Source organism: Rhodococcus sp. SMB37 (assembly GCF_004345605.1).
Classification (GTDB): Bacteria; Actinomycetota; Actinomycetes; order Mycobacteriales; family Mycobacteriaceae; genus Rhodococcus.
Genome location: NZ_SLVY01000015.1, coordinates 62579 through 80159, shown reverse-complemented (window position 1 = coordinate 80159; position 17581 = coordinate 62579). Strand labels below are relative to the sequence as shown.

The following is a 17581-nucleotide window of genomic DNA, read 5'->3' as shown; positions in this document are numbered from 1 at the left end:
GCCTACCCTGCGTGCGCTCACGAACTGCGCGAGATCATTGCCGAACATGGTGGTCAAGGCTAATCCGAGGAACAACTCGAGGGCAAATTGTCTCGTTCACCATGACTCATATTGACAACATGCTGCCTTTTTGACAGGCTGCTGTCATGTCTGATTTCGACGCACCACAGACAGTTCACCTCGCGCTCTACGACACTCTCGCCGACTGGGAGTACGGATACGCAGTGGCCGGAATCAACGATCCCGAATTCCAGAAGCGACCGGGATCCTTCACGGTGGCCACGGTCGGCGCGACACGCGATCCGGTCACGACGAAAGGCGGCCTGCGGATCGTTCCGGATCTGACCCTCGATGAAATCCGACCGGGCGACAGCGCCATGCTGATCCTCCCGGGCAACGAAATCTGGAACACCGATGGCTTCACCTCGTTCACCGACAAGGCCCGCGACTTCCTCGACGCCGACGTCCCGGTCGCCGCGATCTGCGGCGCCACCGGCGCCCTGGCTGCCGCCGGGCTTCTCGACGAGCGCGCTCACACCAGTAACGCGGCAGAGTTCCTCGACGAAGTCGGCTACGCGGGCAGCGCCCTGTACCGCGACGAGCCGGCAGTGACGGACGGAGCGCTGATCACGGCCACCGGAATTGCACCGATCCACTTCGCGCACGCCATCTTCGAACGACTCGACCTCTACGAACCGGAGGTCCTCGACGCATGGTTCGCGCTGTACGCGGACCGCAACCCCGCAGGCTTCTACACGCTGATGGAACAGCAGCAGTGACCACGCAGGACCACACCGATCAAGACTTGCTCAGCGGTGTCGCGCTCACCACCTTCCGTCTCAACGGTCAGTTCCTGGCGCTTGCCGAGATGCTGGCACGCCCCGTCGGACTGACCGCCGCGTGGTGGCAGGTACTCGGAGCGGTCCTGCGCGAACCGTTGCCCGTCGCTTCCATCGCACGCGAGATGGGAACCACACGACAGAGTGTGCAGCGGATCGCCGACCTGCTCGTGACGCGCGGGATGGCGGAATACCGGCCCAACCCGTCACATCGCCGCGCGAAACTCGTCGCGCCGACACAGGCCGGCCTCGATGCCGTCTCGGCGCTGGAACCCACACACGCCGCCGCCGCCGCACGACTTGTCGAAGCGATGGGCCGGGACGAGCTCGATGCGGCCCTCGACTCGATGCGCCGACTCACCTCGGCCCTCGACGCGATCTCCGGGGGCTGACCCGGATCAGCGACGGAGATCAGGAGCGACGCGGGAAGTGCCGCACGAGCCCTTCCTGCACCACCGTCGCCACCAGCTCACCTTCGAGGGTGAAGTAACGACCCGTCGCCATCCCCCGCGAACCCGCAGCCACAGGAGACTCCGTGGCGTACAGGTGCCAATCGTCGAAGCGCAGCGGTCGGTGGAACCAGATCGAATGGTTGACCGTGGCGGCAACGATGCGGTCCAGACCCCACGAGAGACCGTGCGTCGTCAGAATCGAATCGAGCACCGTGGTGTCGGATCCGTAGGCGAGCGTCGCGACATGGAGCATCGGATCGTCGGGGAGGTCGCCGTCGGAGCGCATCCACACCCGGTTGTGGTTCAAGCGTTCGCCGGTTCCCTTGAGCACCCACGCGGGGTCGTTCGCGTATCGCATGTCGATGGGTTTGAGCGCACCGACGAAGTGCGGCAGCTGCTCCTCGAACCCGCGAAGCCGATCGCCGATCGGTGGAAGTGCTTCCGGCATCGGAACTTCGGGCACCTCGACCGAATGCTCGAGGCCCTTACCCCATCGCTGGAACGCCACGAGCATCGCGCACAGTTCGCGGCCGTCCTGCATGGCAGTGACCATACGGTTGGCGAAATCGCGGCCGTCACGATGCGTGGTGACGTGATATTCGATCGGTTCTTTGACGTCGCCGCCCCGGATGAAGTGGGCGTTGACGGCATGCACCGGCCGATCCCCCACCGTGCGCCCGGCAGCGACGAGGCCCTGCGAGACCAGTTGGCCGCCGAACGTACGAGCCCCGGTCTGTTGCGGGTGCTGCCCCACGAAGATGTGCTCCTCGGTCTGCTCGAGATCGAGCAGACCGAGGAGCACATCGAGATCGCGGGAAGTGTTCCCCGTGGACTCGCGGTCTGTCACCGAGTGTCCTTCTCCCCCAGTCGGTGCACGTGGATGAGGTTCGTCGACCCGGATCGTCCCGGAGGCGCACCGGCGACGATGACGACGAGGTCGCCGCGCTGGTACCGGCCGAGCGAGAGCAACGCGAGGTCGACCTGTTCGACCATCTGATCGGTGGTGTCCACCGGTTCGACCGAGAACGTCTCGGTGCCCCATGTCAGTGCGAGCTGGTTGCGGATGTGCGGGACCGGCGTGAACGCCAGCAGGGGCAGCCGGGTGTGCAGTCGCGCGAGGCGGCGAACGGTGTCGCCCGACTGTGTGAAGGCCACCAGTGCCTTCGCATCGAGGCGCTCGCCGATGTCACGCGCGGCATAGGAGATCACGCCGCGCTTGGTGCGTGGCACGTGCGTCAGTGCCGGCACATCCGTCGAGTCCGATTCGACGGCGGAGACGATCCGCGCCATCGTTTTGACAGTCTCGATCGGGAACTTGCCGACGGATGTCTCACCGGAGAGCATCACCGCGTCGGCGCCGTCGAGCACCGCGTTGGCGACATCCGACGCCTCCGCGCGGGTCGGCCGCGAATTCTCGATCATCGACTCGAGCATCTGTGTCGCAACGATGACCGGCTTGGCGTTCTCGCGCGCGATCTGGATCGCGCGCTTCTGCACGAGCGGCACCTCCTCGAGGGGAAGTTCCACACCGAGGTCACCGCGCGCCACCATCACCGCGTCGAACGCCAGGACGACGGCCTCGAGGTTCTCGATCGCTTCCGGCTTCTCGAGTTTGGCGATGACCGGGAGGCGAAGCCCGACCCGGTCCATGACCTCGTGGACGAGTTCGATGTCGGCCGGGGACCGGACGAACGAGAGAGCGATGAAGTCGACTCCCAGACGCAGTGCGAATTCGAGGTCTGCAATGTCCTTCTCCGACAGAGCAGGAACGGACACATTCATCCCCGGAAGGGACACGCCCTTGTTGTTGCTGACCGGTCCGCCTTCCGTGACACGGCAGACCACGTCGTTGCCTTCGACGGATTCAACGACGAGGCCGACCTTGCCGTCATCGACGAGAAGCCGGTCGCCCGCGGCGGCATCCTCCGCGAGTTGCTTGTAGGTGGTCGACACCCGATCGTGCGTGCCCTCGACATCGTCGACGGTGATGCGCACGACCTCGCCGTTCTCCCACACGGTGCGTCCCTCGGCGAAACGCCCGAGCCGGATCTTCGGTCCTTGCAGGTCAGCGAGGATACCCACTGCGTTGCCGGTGGCCTCGGCGGCCGCGCGGACGCGGTTGAAGTGGCCCTCGTGTTCTGAATATTCTCCGTGGCTGAAGTTGAGTCGGGCCACGTTCATGCCGGCATCGACGAGTTCTCGTAGAACATCGGGATCGGCTGTCGCAGGGCCCATGGTGCAAACAATCTTGGTGCGTCGGGTCACGAGACGAGCCTAGTCCCCTCGACCCTGCGCCACCATTTCGCATCGGTTACCGGCCGGTAGCCGTTCCACTAAGGTTGTAGCGGACGCCCATGGTTGTCGCGAACCTTTCCGGTGAGCATCAGGATGCCGTCGATCAGCGGCCAGATTCCGCCGACGCCGCAGGTCAGCCACGTGACAGCGATCTGAGCGATCGCGATTCCGGGCTGATCGAGATAGAAACGACCGGCACCGAACGCGCCGAGCAGAATCTCGAGGAGACCCGCCGTGACCTTGGATTTGTCGGAGAACGGCTCGCCCGTATAGGGATCGCGACCATAGGGCGCAGACGGGTCGACGAATCCGACCGGAACCCCGTGATATCCGGGCGGCGGACCGTACGCACCGTACGGCTGTGGATTGCCGTACGGGTCCTGGGGCGCGCCCGGCGGGTTCGGCATCGAAGACCCGGGCGTGCCACCGATCGGGTACTGCGGATCGGGTGTGCCGTAGATCGGGCCCGGCATGCCGTACTGCGGCGGAGTGAACCCCGGTTGCGGGCCGCCCGGATACGAGTGAGGTGCGGCCGCGCCGAACTCTGCGCTTCCGGGTGCCGGGTAGTCGGACTGCGGGTTCTCCGTCGGCGGCGGGTAACTCGGGGTGGTGCCCCAGCCCGGTCCGTTGCCCACGCCCGAGTAGGTGTCCCAACCCGGCCCCGGCGTACCGCCGGATCCCCCGAGCGATTCCTGAGTGGGGGGTTGCTCGGACAGCGATGCCTGCGCTGTCGCGTCGTAATCGAAAGTCCGGCCGAATTCGTGGGTTGCCTCGGCAGCGTTCTCCGTGGGCGACGACTGTCCTGCAGAATCGGTCTTCTTACGAAGATCCGGCTTGTCGACGGGATCGCGCCCCGACGTGTCGTCCTGCTTGTCCGAATTACCGGGATCGGGTGTGGTCACTACTTCTCCCCCTTGCTGGTGCCGGGCGTACCGTTTCCGACCTTACCGGCGGAATCGGACTCCTTCGGATCCGGTGTGTCGTCACTCTTCGTCGACTCCGTCTGCCCGCCGACTTCCTCGGCACCGGTGTCCGTGTCAACGGCTGCCGCGGTGTCCGTCGCGGCACCCTCGACTCTCGATGCACCGGGGTCGAGTGTCTCGGGCGCTTCCCTGCCCTTACGCGCAAATATCACGTATCCGACGGCGAGCACGAACACGATGCCGGAGGTGAAGGTGTTGATGCGGATGCCTGCGATCTCGGTTGCGGTGTCGGCTCGCATGAGTTCGATCCAGAATCGGCCGGCGCAATACCCGGCCACGTAGAGAGCGAAGAGCCGGCCGTGACCGATCGCGAACTTGCGATCGATGAGCACCAGCAGAACGACGACCGCCACGTTCCACAGCAGTTCGTAGAGGAACGTCGGGTGGACGACGAACGCGACCTCACCGGTCGAGACGCCGTCGATCAGCCCCGGTGCGCTCCGGCCGGCATCGTCGGTGCGCTCGTAGATCTCGAGGCCCCACGGCACCGTGGTTTCACGGCCGTAGAGTTCCTGGTTGAACCAGTTCCCGAGCCGGCCGATGGCCTGCGCGAGAAGAATCGCGGGTGCGAGAGCGTCACCGAACGCCGGCAGCGGGATCCCCCGTCGACGGCAGCCGATCCAGGCGCCGAGCGCGCCGAACGCCACAGCGCCCCAGATCCCGAGGCCACCCTCCCAGATCTTCAGGGCATCGATGGGGTCGCCGCCCTCACCGAAGTACTTCTGCCAGTCGGTCGCCACGTGGTAGAGGCGCCCACCGACGAGACCGAACGGCACCGCCCACACGGCGATGTCGAGGACGGTGCCTGCCCGCCCACCTCGGGCGACCCAGCGGCGATCTCCCCACCAGATCGCGACGACGATGCCGACGATGATGCAGAGTGCGTATGCACGGAGGGCCAACGGTCCCACATACCAGACGCCTTGCGGTGGGCTGGGCAGATAAGCCAGGACTGCTGCGGTCGAAGTCACGACGCCACGGTAGCGGAGCGCACGCCCTTCGCGAGATCCTGTGTCAGGGCCAGCAGCGCGTCAGGCCCCTGAGCGACAGCGGTGACGAGTGCCGAACCCACGATGACGCCGTCCGCGTAGCCGGCGATCTCCGCTGCCTGAGCGCCGTTGCGGACACCGAGGCCGACACCGACCGGGATGTCCGAGTGCGCACGCACCCGGGCGACGAGTTCGGGTGCACGATTGTCGACGGCGTTGCGCGCACCGGTCACACCCATCGTGGAGGTGGCGTAGACGAAGCCGCGGCACTGTTCGAGGGTGTTCACCAGACGCTCGTTCGTCGACGACGGCGAGACGAGGAAGGTGCGTCCGAGTCCGTACTTGTCGGATGCAGCGATCCAGTCGGCGGCCTCGTCCGGGATCAGGTCCGGGGTGATGATGCCGAGTCCACCCGCGGCCGCGAGGTCGCGGGCGAAGTTCTCCACGCCGTACTTCAACACCAGGTTCCAGTAGGTCATGACGACTGCTGCACCACCGGCTGCACTGATGGCTTCGACTGCCGTGAACACGTCGCGTACCCGCACGCCGTTGGCGATCGCTTCGAACGCCGCCTCCTGGATGGTGGTGCCGTCCATCACCGGATCGCTGTACGGAATGCCGACCTCGATGAGGTCGCACCCTGCCTCGACTAGGGTGGTCATGGCCTCGATCGACTTGTCGACCGTGGGGTATCCGACGGGCAGATAACCGACGAGTGCAGCACGCTTCTCGGCGCGGCAGGTTGCGAAGATCTCGGTGAGGCGTTCGTGCGGGGCACTCACTGCGCTGCTCCTTCGGTGCTGGTCTCGTTGTCGGCGGGGAGGTATCCGAACCACTTGGCTGCGGTATCGACGTCCTTGTCGCCGCGGCCGGACAGGTTCACGAGGACGATCGCGCCCTCGCCGAGTTCGGGGCCCAGCTTCAGTGCACCCGCGACGGCGTGCGCGGACTCGATCGCAGGGATGATCCCCTCGGTGCGGCACAGCAATTCGAACGCGTTCATTGCTTCGGTGTCGGTGATCGCGCGGTACTCGGCGCGCCCGATGTCGTTCAGCCACGAATGCTCAGGGCCCACGCCGGGATAGTCGAGGCCCGCCGAGATCGAGTGCGATTCGATGGTCTGACCGTCCTCGTCCTGCAACAGGTACGAATACGCGCCGTGCAGCGCTCCATGGGTACCGCCGCCGATGGTCGCGGCGTGACGACCGGTCTCGACCCCGTCGCCGCCGGCTTCGAAGCCGACGAGCTTGACCGACGCGTCGTCGATGAAGGGGTGGAAGATTCCGATCGCGTTGGAGCCGCCGCCGACGCACGCGACGACAGCGTCGGGCAGACGGCCGGTCAGCTCGCGGACCTGCGCGCGCGCCTCGAGCCCGATGATGCGCTGGAAATCGCGGACCATTGCGGGGAACGGGTGCGGTCCGGCCGCGGTGCCGAAACAGTAGTAGGTGTTGTCGGCGTTGGTGACCCAGTCGCGCATCGCCTCGTTGATCGCATCCTTGAGAGTGCGCGAGCCGGTCTTCGCAGCAATCACCTCGGCGCCGAGCAACCGCATACGGGCGACGTTGAGTGCCTGACGTTCGGTGTCGACCTCGCCCATGTACACACGGCATTCGAGCCCCAGCAGTGCGCACGCGGTGGCGGTCGCGACGCCGTGCTGGCCCGCTCCGGTCTCGGCGATGACACGGGTCTTGCCCATGCGCTTCGCGAGCAAGGCCTGGCCCAGCACATTGTTGATCTTGTGTGAGCCGGTGTGGTTGAGGTCCTCCCGCTTGAGCAGGATGCGGGCTCCCCCGGCGTGCTCGCTCAGGCGGGCTGCCTCGTAGACGGGCGACGGGCGCCCGGTGTAATCGCGCTGAAGCCGGTCGAGTTCGGCGAGGAACCCCGGATCGGTGCGTTCCTTCTCGAATGCTGCGGTGACCTCCTCGATGACCGCCATCAGCGCTTCGGGAACGTAGCGTCCGCCGAATACACCGAAATGTCCTCCGGCATCGGGTTCATGCGCGGTCGAAGTCGAGACGGCTTCGCTCATCAGGGGAAGTCCGCGACCTTTGGCGGACAGTGCGGGATCGTCTGCAGTCACACGTCCAGTCTGCCCCACCGGTGGTGCATGTTCACCGGCGGGTTGTGCGGTCCGCTCCCAGGTACGAGGCTCGGGCGGAGTCGGCCCTCAGCGCGCAGGCTTCGGGCACGACGGGTGGGTGCCCACCGTGACGAGTTCCGCGACGGCCTGACGTGGATCACCGCTGGTGACCAGGCCTTCGCCGACGAGCACGGCGTCGGCTCCTGCTCCCGCGTACGCAAGCAGGTCGGCCGGTCCCCGAACGCCGGACTCGGCGATCTTGAGGACATCGGAGGGCAGTCCCGGCGCGATGCGGCCGAAGGTGTTCTTGTCGACCTCGAGGGTCTTGAGATTTCGCGCGTTGATTCCGATGACGCTGGCGCCGGCCTCGAGGGCGCGGTCGGCCTCCTCCTCCGTGTGTGCCTCGACGAGCGCGGTCATGCCGAGAGACTCGACGCGCTCGATGAGCGAATGCAGCACCGTCTGCTCGAGAGCAGCGACGATCAGCAGCACGATGTCGGCGCCGTGCGCGCGAGCCTCATGGATCTGATACGGGCCGACCACGAAATCCTTGCGCAGCACAGGAATACGCACAGCACGACGCACCGCGTCGAGATCGGCAAGACTTCCGCGGAATCGCCGTTCCTCCGTGAGCACGCTGATCGCACGGGCACCGCCTGCCTCGTACGCCTTGGCGAGCTCGGCCGGGTCGCCGATATCGGCGAGCGCACCCTTCGACGGGCTCGCGCGCTTCACCTCGGCGATCACGGCAATCCCCGGTTCGAGCAACGCCGCCTTGGCGTCGATCGGCGAGGGCGCGGCAGCCGCGGCAGCCTTGACGGAAGCGAAGTCGACGACCGCCTCCCGAGCGGCGACGTCTGCGCGCACTCCTTCGAGAATCGAGTCGAGAACTGTCATCGTGGCTCGAGTCCTTTCGCCCCATGTCAATCCCGATGTGATCAACTTCATCGGAAGTACTGCCCAGCCTAGTCCGCCTCGCGACGCCGCTCAGCGGCGGGTCCCCGATTCGCCCGAATTCGTATCGGGGTCGTTATCCGCATCGTCGTCGGCGGTGGCGATGGTCGGATCGTGCCCGGCATCGATGCTGTCCCACAGGGTCCGCTCGGTCATCGGCTCGTCCGTTTCGGCGCTGCGCGCAGCGGCCTCGCGGCGCGCAGCGGGAGCGTCGTACTTCGAGGACAGGCCTGCCTGCGCACTCGGTGTGCGCCATAGCGCGACGGCCGCGGCTAGTGCCACACACGCACCGACACCGGCGATGACCGCGGGCACCGGGAAGACCTCGGTGGCCACCACGGCGGCACGGTCCGGCAACCCGGCAACCTGCCCGGCGGTAACCGGATCCACCCCGGAGGTGAACAACTGCACCACCGGAATCGCCGCCGCCACCCCCACGAGCGCTACCGCGCCGGCCACGACACGCACCGCGCGACCACGCACCGCAAACGCCGCGGCCACCGCGGCGAGCAGTGCCAGGGCAAGTGGCGTGGTCGCGGCAGCCCAGGTGCCGCCGTCCAGGTCGGTGATCCGGTCGGTGCCGAGCCCGTCGGCCGAGTCCACCTGCACCCAGGTCATGCGGCTCGATGCCCACAGGGCTGCGGCCGCGACGACGAGGAGCACCGCGGCAAGCGCGGTCGAGCGCCGCCGGACCGGCCGGGTCGAGCGTTCGGCGTCGGGTTCCGGCTGAGCGTTCTCCGGCTGCACAGGTTCCGGGTCCGTCACTCGTCGTCCCCTCCGAACGGGGCCAGGGTGGCTGCCGCCGCGACCGCGGCGAGCGCGGACATCGCCTTGTTCCGTGCCTCCGTGTCCTCGGCCTCCGGAGCCGAATCGGCCACCACGCCTGCACCCGCCTGCACGTAGGCCACCCCGTCCTTGACGAGGGCCGAGCGGATCGCGATCGCGGTGTCTGCGTCACCTGCGAAGTCGAGGTAACCGACGATCCCGCCGTAGATCCCGCGGCGGGTCGGTTCGAGCTCCTCGATCAATTCCATCGCGCGTACCTTGGGTGCGCCCGACAGGGTGCCCGCCGGGAAGCACGCGGTCACGGCATCGAGGGCGTGCTTGCCGTCGGCAAGGTGCCCGGTAACGGTCGACACGAGATGCATGACGTGGCTGTAGCGCTCGATGTGCCGGTAATCGTGCACCTTGACGGTGCCGGGCTCACACACACGTCCCAGATCGTTGCGACCGAGATCGACGAGCATGAGGTGCTCGGCGTTCTCCTTCTCGTCGGCAATGAGGTCCTTCTCGAGGAGCACATCTTCCTCTTCGTCCCTACCACGCCAGCGGGTGCCTGCGATGGGGTGAGTGGTGGCAACACCGTCGGCGACCGTCACGAGCGCTTCGGGACTGGACCCGACAATCGAGAACGCCGTCCCGCCGTCGGCATCGGGGACGTGCACCAGGAACATGTACGGGCTCGGGTTCGATGCACGCAGCATCCGGTACACGTCGAACGGTTCTGCTTCACAATCCATTTCGAATCGCTGCGAGAGCACCACCTGGAATGCCTCGCCCGCTTCGATGTCGCCGATGAGTTTGCGCACGTCGGTGCAGAACGACTCGGTGGTGCGCTGACGCCGATAGTCGGGCTCCGGCTTCGAGAAGGTGGTGACGGTCGACGGCGCGGGAGCGGCCAGGTCTGCGGTCATGCGGTCGAGTCGCGCGACGGCGTCGTCGTACGCCTCGTCTACGCGCTCGTCCGAGCCGTCCCAGTTGACCGCGTTCGCAATCAGCCAGATCGTGCCCTCGTGGTGGTCGACCGCGGCGAGATCGGTCGCGAGCAGCATGACCATTTCGGGGATCTGCAGATCGTCGGCAGCCAGCGAAGGCAGCTTCTCGAGATGCCGGACGATGTCGTATCCGAGATACCCGACCATGCCGCCGGTGAGCGGCGGCAGACCGTGGATGCGATCGGTGTGCAACAACGAGAGGGTCTCGTGGAGAACCTCGATCGGATCACCTCCCGACGGCGCACCGCTGGGTACGTGACCGAACCATGCAGCCTCACCATCGACGACGGTCAGCGCTGCGGGGCTCCCCACACCGATGAACGACCAACGCGACCACGACCGGCCGTTCTCGGCGGATTCGAGCAGGAATGTGCCAGGCCGGTCGGCCGCGAGCTTCCGGTAGGCCGACAGCGGGGTCTCCGCGTCGGCGAGCACCTTGCGGGTCACCGGGACCACGCGGTGCTCGGCCGCGAGGAGCCTGAACTGCGCACGGGAGGTCGTCGTATCGGACCACCCCCCGGCCGACGTGGTCGTGGTGGCTGCGGGAATGGTGGTGGGCTCGCCGGACATGCGCCCATCATCCCAGGCACCATGACAACGGGCTGCGCCGCGGGTCGTTGCGGCGCGTCGGCCGCTCTACGCGACCTGGAACGAGCGCTTCGCCAAACCCAGCCAGAAACCATCGATGACCTGGTCGGGTCGTTGCCCTGGGTCGCCGGACGCGCCGAGCGTGACGAACAGCGGCGCGAAGTGTTCGGTGGAGGGGTGTGCATACGGCATCCCGGGTGCACGACGCTGGAAGTCGAGCAACGAATCGATGTCTCCGGCGGCCAGTTCTTCGGCGGTCCAGTGGTCGAACTCTGCCGACCAGCCCGGCGCGGGTGCCTCTGGGCGCATGTCCCTCAGGAACGGCAGACCGTGGGTGGTGAACCCCGACCCGATGATCAGCACACCCTCGTCGCGCAGCGGGCGTAGCCGCTCCCCCAGTGCCAACAGACGCTGCGGGTCGAGGCTGGGCAGCGAGATCTGCAGCACGGGAATATCTGCGCCGGGATACATCACGGTGAGGGGGACGTAGGCACCGTGGTCGAGACCACGGTGGGGTTGCTGCACCACCGGCTCGTCGTCGGGCATGAGCGCGGCGACCTTGCGAGCCAGTTCGGGTGCGCCCGGTGACTCGTAGGTGACTTCGTAGAAGCGGCGCGGGAACCCACCGAAGTCGTACACGAGAGGGGTTCCGGTGGTGGTCGCACCGATGGTGAGCGGCGCCGATTCCCAGTGCGCGGACACGATCAGGATCGCGGTAGGGCGCGGAAGGTTCGACGACCACGCCTCCAACTGGGATACCCACAACTCGCTGTCGACGAGGGGCGGGGCGCCGTGGCTGACGAAGAGGGCGGGCATCGCGTTCACAAGAACTCCTACTATTGAAGCTTCAAGTATCGTACAGGGAACATCCCCCGAACCGATTCCATTCCCACCGCGGGACACAACCGTCCGGTTTGGCAGGCTGGACAGATCACGATGACTCGAAGAGAGGCCTATTCGACGATGAGCAGCGACGATCCCCGGTGGCTCGACGACCGACAACAAAAAGCCTGGCGTTCGCTCGTGGCCGTGATCACGCGGTTACCGGCGGCCCTCGACACCCAGATGCAGCGCGACGCCGACCTCACCCACTTCGAGTATTTCGTCCTCGCCGTCCTGTCGGAGGCCCCGGACCGTCGCCTACAATTGTCCACACTCGCCGCGGAAGCCAACGCGTCGCTGTCCCGGCTCTCACACGTCATCACCCGACTCGCCAAACGCGGCTGGGTCTGTCGCGAAGCCATCCCGCACAGCCGTGGGTCGTATGCCGTCCTCACCGACGACGGATACGCCAAAGTCGTCGAAACCGCACCCGCACACGTCGACACGGTGCGGCGGCTCGTCTTCGACGGTCTCGACAACGAACAGGTGAGCACCCTCGAGACCGTCGGAACCGCCCTGCTGACCCAACTCGACAAAGGCATCGCCGAAGGCACCGGCAAAGCGTGAGACCTGCGGTAGCTTGACCGAATGCAAATTCGGACATTCAGCGAGAACGACCGAACCGGCCTGCGTGTCCTGTTCGCACGCGCGGGGCAAGGAACCCCCACCGAATCACTGTGGGGGCACACCGATTCCGAAGCGGCGGTCTACCTCGATCCGTACATGGACCTCGAACCCGCATCACTGTTCGTGGCCGAGCACGACGGAGCACTCGTCGGATACCTCACCGGATGCATCGACACCGAGGCGTTTCCGAGCGAGGACACACTCATCACCGACGCCCTCCGTCGGTACCGGCCGTTTCGCAGCAGGCAGGCCGTCACATTCTTCGGCCGCAGCATGCTCGACGCGGCCGCAGCAGCAATCTGCCGGACACCGACGGCAGGCGAGATCCACGATCCACGGTGGCCTGCGCACCTGCACATCAACGTCGCGCCGGAGGCGCGGGGCACCGGAGCCGCCGCCGGACTGATGGACGCCTGGTTCGAACACCTACGCTCGGAACAGGTGCCGGGTTGCCACCTACAGACACTGGTCGAAAATGCCAGGGCAGCAAGATTCTTCGAGCGAATGGGGTTCGCACCGCACGGCAGCACTCCACCGGTTCCCGGACTTCGCTACGAAGGTGCCCGGGTGCACCAACTCACCATGGTCCGATCATTCTGACCACTGTCCGCACTGAACCCAGCGGCGTCCCGGCCCCGTTCACCCCAGTGGAGTCCCGCCGACACCCCAATTCTCACGCGGCACCTCGGTAAGAGTCACCCACACCGACGACTCGCTCTTGCCGGCGGCCTCGGCATACGCGCGGGTCACCGCGGCAATCACCTCGGCCTTCTGCTCACTCGTGAGTCCGGGCGTCTGACTGATCTGGATAAGAGGCATGGACGCACTGTAATCACAGTGCAGGCGAAGCGGTGACGTCGCATTGGCGATCGCCGTGTCGGGATTCGCGTCGATCCGCACCCCTCTGCTCGCGCCTACGGCGCGAGCAGCACGTCGAGGCCCCGCTCGAAGTCGGCGATTCGACGAGTGAGGGCGTGGTGACCGCCGTTGACGAGTTCCGACACCCGCACGATTCCCGCCGTGTCTGCAACCTTGTTGAGGTCACGCGCCGTCCAATACCAGGCAGCACTGGCGAAGGCGTTCTCCGGCGCGGCGAGCAACTCCGGGTTCGCAACGAAGTCCACCCCCGTGTGCTGGCTCAACTCCTCGTAATTGTGACGACCGGTGACCTGGATCGCGCCGCGCCCCTTGTAGCGTTCTCCGTCTCCGGGCTGGGTGTTGCCGAGATCGGCCCTGCCCTCGTAGGCGCGACCGGACGCATACTCCTCGAAGGTCCGGAAGGAGTCGGACTCGACGGCGAGCTGCGCGATGAACGCCGCCTGACGGATCGGCGTGTCTATGCCGTTGTGCACCATCGCGTCGTTCAGCGGAGCAATGTACTGGTCGATCCTCTCGGCCGGGATTCCCGGCACGATCCGCCTGAGATCGTCCGAGGTGACAGCAGGTGGCGCAGGCGCCTGATCCGCGGAATCGGCCGAGGTAGCCTCCGGTGCATCGTCGGAGTCGTCCGAGGACTCGGCAGGAACGGACGACGGGGAGGCCGACGACAGGGAGGCTCCGGGGCCGGCCCACTCGCCCCCGGCAAAGGCAGGGACCTCCAGCACCTCGAGCAAATTGCCGGGCTCCTCGTACCGAGTGGGCGCCGAGGTCACCGAATCGGCATTGGCGTCGGACGTACCGAGTCCTAGGACGGCGGTGCTTGCCGTGCCGATCAGGGCCGCAGCTGCGATCGCGACACGAAAATGGCGCGAATGTGAAAGAGACATTGGTCGTGCTCCAAAATTCGACCGAATTCGGTTCGGCCTCCGGGGGATGGCGGCCGCGCACGTGCACCGAAGGAAGTCGTCCATCCCTGACGGATCACAATTCGGCGGCCTTGAGGTCACAACCAGGTAACGCCGCAGGTCGGGCACCTTCAAGCGATCGTGCCCGACGCCACGTGGACGGCGTAGACGTGAACCACGTCTCATCTCGGTCGATCCGGCGCGGCAGGAACATTCGACGACGCCACGCGAGCGCCACACCGCGAACCGACCGGGCGCACCCGCTCCGGGCGCGCCTCCAGCCGAACGATCTGGAGTCATCACTTGCGCCGCAACATAATTCGGCGGCCGTCGACCTCTGCCGACAACTCGATCGGTCTCGCCCGCCGGGGGTGGCGCCAGCACATCCCGCCTCGGGTCCGCCTCACGAGAAAACGGACGTCGTGTGGACCCTCAGAGACGCAGTTCGAGACGATTCTGTGTCACATCGCACAGATCAAGTTCGCGATTCCATGACACGTCACGATGGTGGGATGACATGGTCTCGCTCCCGCCCCCCAGCGGGCACGAAACCACCTTCTGAAACAGGAGGGTCTAAAGGAGCACGTCGGTGTCGAAACACGTGTGCGTACCCGTGTGACATGCCGCACCGACCTGATCGACGACGAGCAACACGGTGTCGCCGTCACAATCCAGCCGCACCTCGTGCACGTACTGGGTATGCCCCGACGTCTCGCCTTTGACCCAGTACTGGTTGCGGGACCGCGAGAAGTATGTGGCCTTGCGGGTGGCGAGCGTCCGCGCGAGCGCCTCGTCGTCCATCCACGCCATCATCAGGACCGCCCCGGTGGACTTCTCCTGCACGACGGCGGCGAACAGACCGTCCTCGTTACGCTTGAGCCTGGCCGCGATCTCCGGGTTCAGGGAGCTACTCATCGGACCACAATTCCTTCCGCACGCATCGCGTCCTTCACCTGCCCGATCGTGAGTTCACGGAAGTGGAACACGCTCGCCGCGAGCACCGCGTCCGCACCCGCTTGCACGGCCGGTGCGAAGTGCTCCACTGCGCCTGCGCCGCCGGAGGCGATGACGGGGACGTGGACCGCGGCGCGCACGGATTCGATGATCTTCAGATCGAACCCTGCCTTGGTCCCATCGGCGTCCATCGAGTTGAGCAGGATCTCCCCCACTCCCAGTTCCTCACCGCGCCGAGCCCACTCCACCGCATCGATACCCGTCCCGCGGCGACCACCATGGGTGGTGACCTCCCAGCCCGACGGGGTGGGTTCCTGACCGTCCGGAACGGTGCGGGCGTCGACGGACAGCACGATGCACTGGGAGCCGAATCGCTCGGACATCTCGCGCAGCACTTCCGGGCGCGCGATCGCCGCGGTGTTCACCGAGACCTTGTCGGCACCCGCCCGCAGCAGCCGGTCGACGTCGTCGACCGTGCGGACACCGCCGCCGACCGTGAGCGGAATGAAGACCTGCTCGGCGGTGCGGGTGACGACGTCGAGCATCGTGCCACGATCACCGCTCGAGGCGGTGACATCGAGGAAGGTCAGTTCGTCGGCGCCCTGGGCGTCGTAGAGGGCGGCGAGTTCGACGGGGTCGCCGGCATCGCGGAGGTTCTCGAAGTTGACTCCCTTGACGACCCGTCCGGCGTCGACATCGAGGCAGGGGATCACTCGCACGGCGAGCGTCATTGGGATTCTCCTTCTGAACGAGACTCCGTCCTCACGGATCTCAGAATGTCCGATATTTCGTCGTGGATACCGGGCGCTGCGGCCAGCACGGATCCGCATCCGATCCGCCAGGGCTCGCCCTCGAAGTCGGTGGCGATCCCGCCTGCCGCACGGACGAGGGCCACCCCGGCTGCATTGTCCCACGGGTGGTGACCGAACACGACCGCGCCGCCGAGCGCACCCGACGCCGTGTAGGCCAGATCGATACCCGTCGAGCCGTGCATGCGCAGCCGCGCGACCCGCCGGCTCAGTTCGGTGATGACGGACAGCCGGGTGCGTCCGGGAACGTGACCGCGACTGTCGACGTCGAAACTGCCGACGGCGATCATGTGGTCTTCGAGCCGCTGAGGCTCGAGCTGCTTGCGGGGCTCACCGTTGAACAGCAGCGGACCGTCGACCACCGCGGAGAACCTGTGGCCGATCAGTGGCATCCACGTCAAGCCCACTACCGGCTCGCCGTCCTCGACGAGCGACAGCAGGATCCCCGCAGTGGGCAGTCCGGCCGAGTAGTTGACGGTGCCGTCGATGGGGTCGAGCAGCCACACTGTCCCGCTGCTCGCAGACGGTCCTCCGAACTCCTCGCCGTGCACAGCGATACCCGTGCGCTCGGCGAGCTCGCCGCTGATGCGGCGTTCGAGTTCGAGATCGAGTTCGGTGGCGAAGTCGTTGCGCCCCTTGTCCACCGACCGCGGCGCTCCATGGCCGGTGACGAAACGTTCGGACACACCGTCGAGCACCTCGCTCGCCACAGCAAGGAGGTGTTCGCGGTCCGTGTTCGCGGCCATCGACGTCAGCGCGAGACCGCGTCGAGCGCTTCGGGCAAGGTGAAGCGGCCCGCGTAGAGCGCTTTGCCGATGATCGCGCCCTCGATACCTTCGTCGACGAGGGTGGCGATCGCACGCAGATCGTCGACGGTCGAGACGCCGCCGGAGGCAACGACGGGAGCGTCGGTGGCGTTGCACACCGAGCCGAGCAGATCGAGGTTGGGGCCGCTGAGGGTGCCGTCCTTGGTCACGTCCGTGACGACGTATCGGGAACAGCCCTCGCTGTTGAGCCTCTCGAGTGTCTCCCACAGGTCGCCGCCGTCGGACACCCATCCGCGCCCACGGAGACGCCATTCGCCGTCCATGAGCTTGACGTCGAGGCCGACGGCGATGCGGTCGCCGTGCTCGCCGATGACCCGTGCACACCACTCGGGATTCTCGATGGCGGCGGTGCCGAGGTTCACCCGCGCGCAGCCGGTCGCGAGGGCCGCTGCGAGGGTGGCGTCGTCGCGGATGCCACCGGAGAGTTCGACCTTCACGTCGAGTTCGCCGACGACCTGCGCGATGAGTTCACGGTTGTCGCCGCGACCGAACGCCGCGTCGAGATCGACCATGTGCACCCATTCGGCACCGGCGTTCTGCCATTCGAAGGCGGCGTCGCGCGGAGAACCGTAGCCGGTTTCGCTGCCCGCCTCTCCCTGGACGAGGCGAACTGCTTCACCGTTGGCAACGTCGACTGCAGGCAAAAGGACCAGGCTCACTGCGCCTACAGTAGTGCCTGTCGTATCGAACCTCGAAAGCGACTCGGCGGGATCGAGCCACGGGGGACCGCCACCGGGCCC

At 66.5% G+C, this 17581-nt stretch carries 20 protein-coding genes; 4 read left to right on the top strand and 16 right to left on the bottom strand.

Annotation, left to right across the window (positions count from 1 at the left end):
• Positions 1–146 precede the first annotated feature (146 nt).
• Both EV641_RS21870 and EV641_RS21865 read left to right on the top strand, forming a co-directional pair.
• The gene (locus EV641_RS21870; protein ID WP_132474505.1) at positions 147–779 is read left to right on the top strand and encodes a DJ-1/PfpI family protein; all 633 of its coding nucleotides are present in this window, start codon (positions 147–149) and stop codon (positions 777–779) included.
• Entirely contained in the window at positions 776–1231 is a 456-nt protein-coding gene (locus EV641_RS21865; RefSeq protein ID WP_241997396.1) for a MarR family transcriptional regulator, read from the top strand. Before EV641_RS21870 ends, EV641_RS21865 begins: the two co-directional genes overlap by 4 nt.
• 19 nt (positions 1232–1250) lie before the next feature.
• Here EV641_RS21865 and EV641_RS21860 read toward each other — a convergent pair whose 3' ends face one another.
• From EV641_RS21860 to EV641_RS21815, 10 genes are all read right to left on the bottom strand, one after another.
• Positions 1251–2138, bottom strand: a complete 888-nt coding sequence (locus EV641_RS21860; RefSeq protein ID WP_132474501.1) for an acyl-CoA thioesterase II — start codon at positions 2136–2138, stop codon at positions 1251–1253.
• A complete protein-coding gene (pyk, locus tag EV641_RS21855) occupies positions 2135–3556 on the bottom strand; it encodes a pyruvate kinase (RefSeq protein WP_132474499.1) in 1422 nt (473 codons plus the stop codon). The genes EV641_RS21860 and pyk overlap by 4 nt, the downstream gene beginning before the upstream one ends.
• A gap of 68 nt (positions 3557–3624) precedes the next feature.
• Entirely contained in the window at positions 3625–4488 is an 864-nt protein-coding gene (locus EV641_RS21850) for a TM2 domain-containing protein (RefSeq protein WP_054713528.1), read from the bottom strand.
• Positions 4488–5540 (bottom strand): prolipoprotein diacylglyceryl transferase, encoded by a 1053-nt coding sequence (gene lgt / locus EV641_RS21845; protein WP_132474497.1) that lies wholly within the window; start codon positions 5538–5540, stop codon positions 4488–4490. Before lgt ends, EV641_RS21850 begins: the two co-directional genes overlap by 1 nt.
• The gene (trpA, locus tag EV641_RS21840; protein ID WP_054713527.1) at positions 5537–6340 is read right to left on the bottom strand and encodes a tryptophan synthase subunit alpha; all 804 of its coding nucleotides are present in this window, start codon (positions 6338–6340) and stop codon (positions 5537–5539) included. The genes lgt and trpA overlap by 4 nt, the downstream gene beginning before the upstream one ends.
• Positions 6337–7590, bottom strand: coding sequence for a tryptophan synthase subunit beta (trpB, locus tag EV641_RS21835; protein ID WP_132474627.1), 1254 nt, complete (start codon positions 7588–7590; stop codon positions 6337–6339). The genes trpA and trpB overlap by 4 nt, the downstream gene beginning before the upstream one ends.
• Positions 7591–7728: 138 nt before the next feature.
• Positions 7729–8538, bottom strand: a complete 810-nt coding sequence (gene trpC, locus EV641_RS21830) for an indole-3-glycerol phosphate synthase TrpC (RefSeq protein WP_132474495.1) — start codon at positions 8536–8538, stop codon at positions 7729–7731.
• Positions 8539–8628: 90 nt separating this feature from the next.
• Positions 8629–9360, bottom strand: a complete 732-nt coding sequence (locus EV641_RS21825; RefSeq protein ID WP_241997395.1) for a TIGR02234 family membrane protein — start codon at positions 9358–9360, stop codon at positions 8629–8631.
• On the bottom strand, positions 9357–10940 hold the full coding sequence (locus EV641_RS21820; RefSeq protein WP_132474493.1) for an anthranilate synthase component I: 1584 nt from the start codon (positions 10938–10940) through the stop codon (positions 9357–9359). The genes EV641_RS21825 and EV641_RS21820 overlap by 4 nt, the downstream gene beginning before the upstream one ends.
• A gap of 66 nt (positions 10941–11006) precedes the next feature.
• Positions 11007–11774 carry a class III extradiol ring-cleavage dioxygenase gene (locus tag EV641_RS21815; protein WP_132474622.1) on the bottom strand — a complete coding sequence of 256 codons (768 nt, stop codon included), beginning with the start codon at positions 11772–11774 and terminating at the stop codon, positions 11007–11009.
• 147 nt (positions 11775–11921) lie between these two features.
• Here EV641_RS21815 and EV641_RS21810 point away from each other — a divergent pair, with 147 nt between their 5' ends.
• Positions 11922–12407 carry a MarR family transcriptional regulator gene (locus tag EV641_RS21810; RefSeq protein ID WP_054716708.1) on the top strand — a complete coding sequence of 162 codons (486 nt, stop codon included), beginning with the start codon at positions 11922–11924 and terminating at the stop codon, positions 12405–12407.
• Between the two features lie 21 nt (positions 12408–12428).
• A complete protein-coding gene (locus EV641_RS21805; protein WP_132474491.1) occupies positions 12429–13067 on the top strand; it encodes a GNAT family N-acetyltransferase in 639 nt (212 codons plus the stop codon).
• Between the two features lie 39 nt (positions 13068–13106).
• Here EV641_RS21805 and EV641_RS21800 read toward each other — a convergent pair whose 3' ends face one another.
• The 6 genes from EV641_RS21800 to priA all read right to left on the bottom strand — a co-directional run bounded on the left by EV641_RS21800 (position 13107) and on the right by priA (position 17500).
• Complete coding sequence (locus EV641_RS21800) at positions 13107–13310, bottom strand: 4-oxalocrotonate tautomerase family protein (protein WP_277874518.1); 204 nt, start codon at positions 13308–13310, stop codon at positions 13107–13109.
• 71 nt (positions 13311–13381) lie between these two features.
• Positions 13382–14233, bottom strand: a complete 852-nt coding sequence (locus EV641_RS21795) for a glycoside hydrolase family 19 protein (RefSeq protein WP_132474487.1) — start codon at positions 14231–14233, stop codon at positions 13382–13384.
• Positions 14234–14824: 591 nt separating this feature from the next.
• On the bottom strand, positions 14825–15166 hold the full coding sequence (hisI, locus tag EV641_RS21790; protein ID WP_132474485.1) for a phosphoribosyl-AMP cyclohydrolase: 342 nt from the start codon (positions 15164–15166) through the stop codon (positions 14825–14827).
• Positions 15163–15936 (bottom strand): imidazole glycerol phosphate synthase subunit HisF, encoded by a 774-nt coding sequence (gene hisF, locus EV641_RS21785; RefSeq protein ID WP_132474483.1) that lies wholly within the window; start codon positions 15934–15936, stop codon positions 15163–15165. The genes hisI and hisF overlap by 4 nt, the downstream gene beginning before the upstream one ends.
• Positions 15933–16760, bottom strand: a complete 828-nt coding sequence (locus tag EV641_RS21780) for an inositol monophosphatase (protein ID WP_054716721.1) — start codon at positions 16758–16760, stop codon at positions 15933–15935. Before EV641_RS21780 ends, hisF begins: the two co-directional genes overlap by 4 nt.
• Positions 16761–16765: 5 nt before the next feature.
• A complete protein-coding gene (gene priA, locus EV641_RS21775) occupies positions 16766–17500 on the bottom strand; it encodes a bifunctional 1-(5-phosphoribosyl)-5-((5-phosphoribosylamino)methylideneamino)imidazole-4-carboxamide isomerase/phosphoribosylanthranilate isomerase PriA (RefSeq protein WP_132474481.1) in 735 nt (244 codons plus the stop codon).
• Between the last annotated feature and the right edge of the window lie 81 nt (positions 17501–17581).

Excerpts from the sequence above, each read along its gene's own strand:
- EV641_RS21870 (WP_132474505.1), top strand. The coding sequence starts at position 147 with ATGTCTGATTTCGACGCACCACAGACAGTTCACCTCGCGCTCTACGAC.
- trpB (WP_132474627.1), bottom strand. The coding sequence starts at position 7,590 with ATGAGCGAAGCCGTCTCGACTTCGACCGCGCATGAACCCGATGCCGGA.
- trpC (WP_132474495.1), bottom strand. The coding sequence starts at position 8,538 with ATGACAGTTCTCGACTCGATTCTCGAAGGAGTGCGCGCAGACGTCGCC.
- EV641_RS21820 (WP_132474493.1), bottom strand. The coding sequence starts at position 10,940 with ATGTCCGGCGAGCCCACCACCATTCCCGCAGCCACCACGACCACGTCG.
- EV641_RS21815 (WP_132474622.1), bottom strand. The coding sequence starts at position 11,774 with ATGCCCGCCCTCTTCGTCAGCCACGGCGCCCCGCCCCTCGTCGACAGC.
- EV641_RS21810 (WP_054716708.1), top strand. The coding sequence starts at position 11,922 with ATGAGCAGCGACGATCCCCGGTGGCTCGACGACCGACAACAAAAAGCC.
- EV641_RS21805 (WP_132474491.1), top strand. The coding sequence starts at position 12,429 with ATGCAAATTCGGACATTCAGCGAGAACGACCGAACCGGCCTGCGTGTC.
- EV641_RS21795 (WP_132474487.1), bottom strand. The coding sequence starts at position 14,233 with ATGTCTCTTTCACATTCGCGCCATTTTCGTGTCGCGATCGCAGCTGCG.
- hisI (WP_132474485.1), bottom strand. The coding sequence starts at position 15,166 with ATGAGTAGCTCCCTGAACCCGGAGATCGCGGCCAGGCTCAAGCGTAAC.
- hisF (WP_132474483.1), bottom strand. The coding sequence starts at position 15,936 with ATGACGCTCGCCGTGCGAGTGATCCCCTGCCTCGATGTCGACGCCGGA.
- EV641_RS21780 (WP_054716721.1), bottom strand. The coding sequence starts at position 16,760 with ATGGCCGCGAACACGGACCGCGAACACCTCCTTGCTGTGGCGAGCGAG.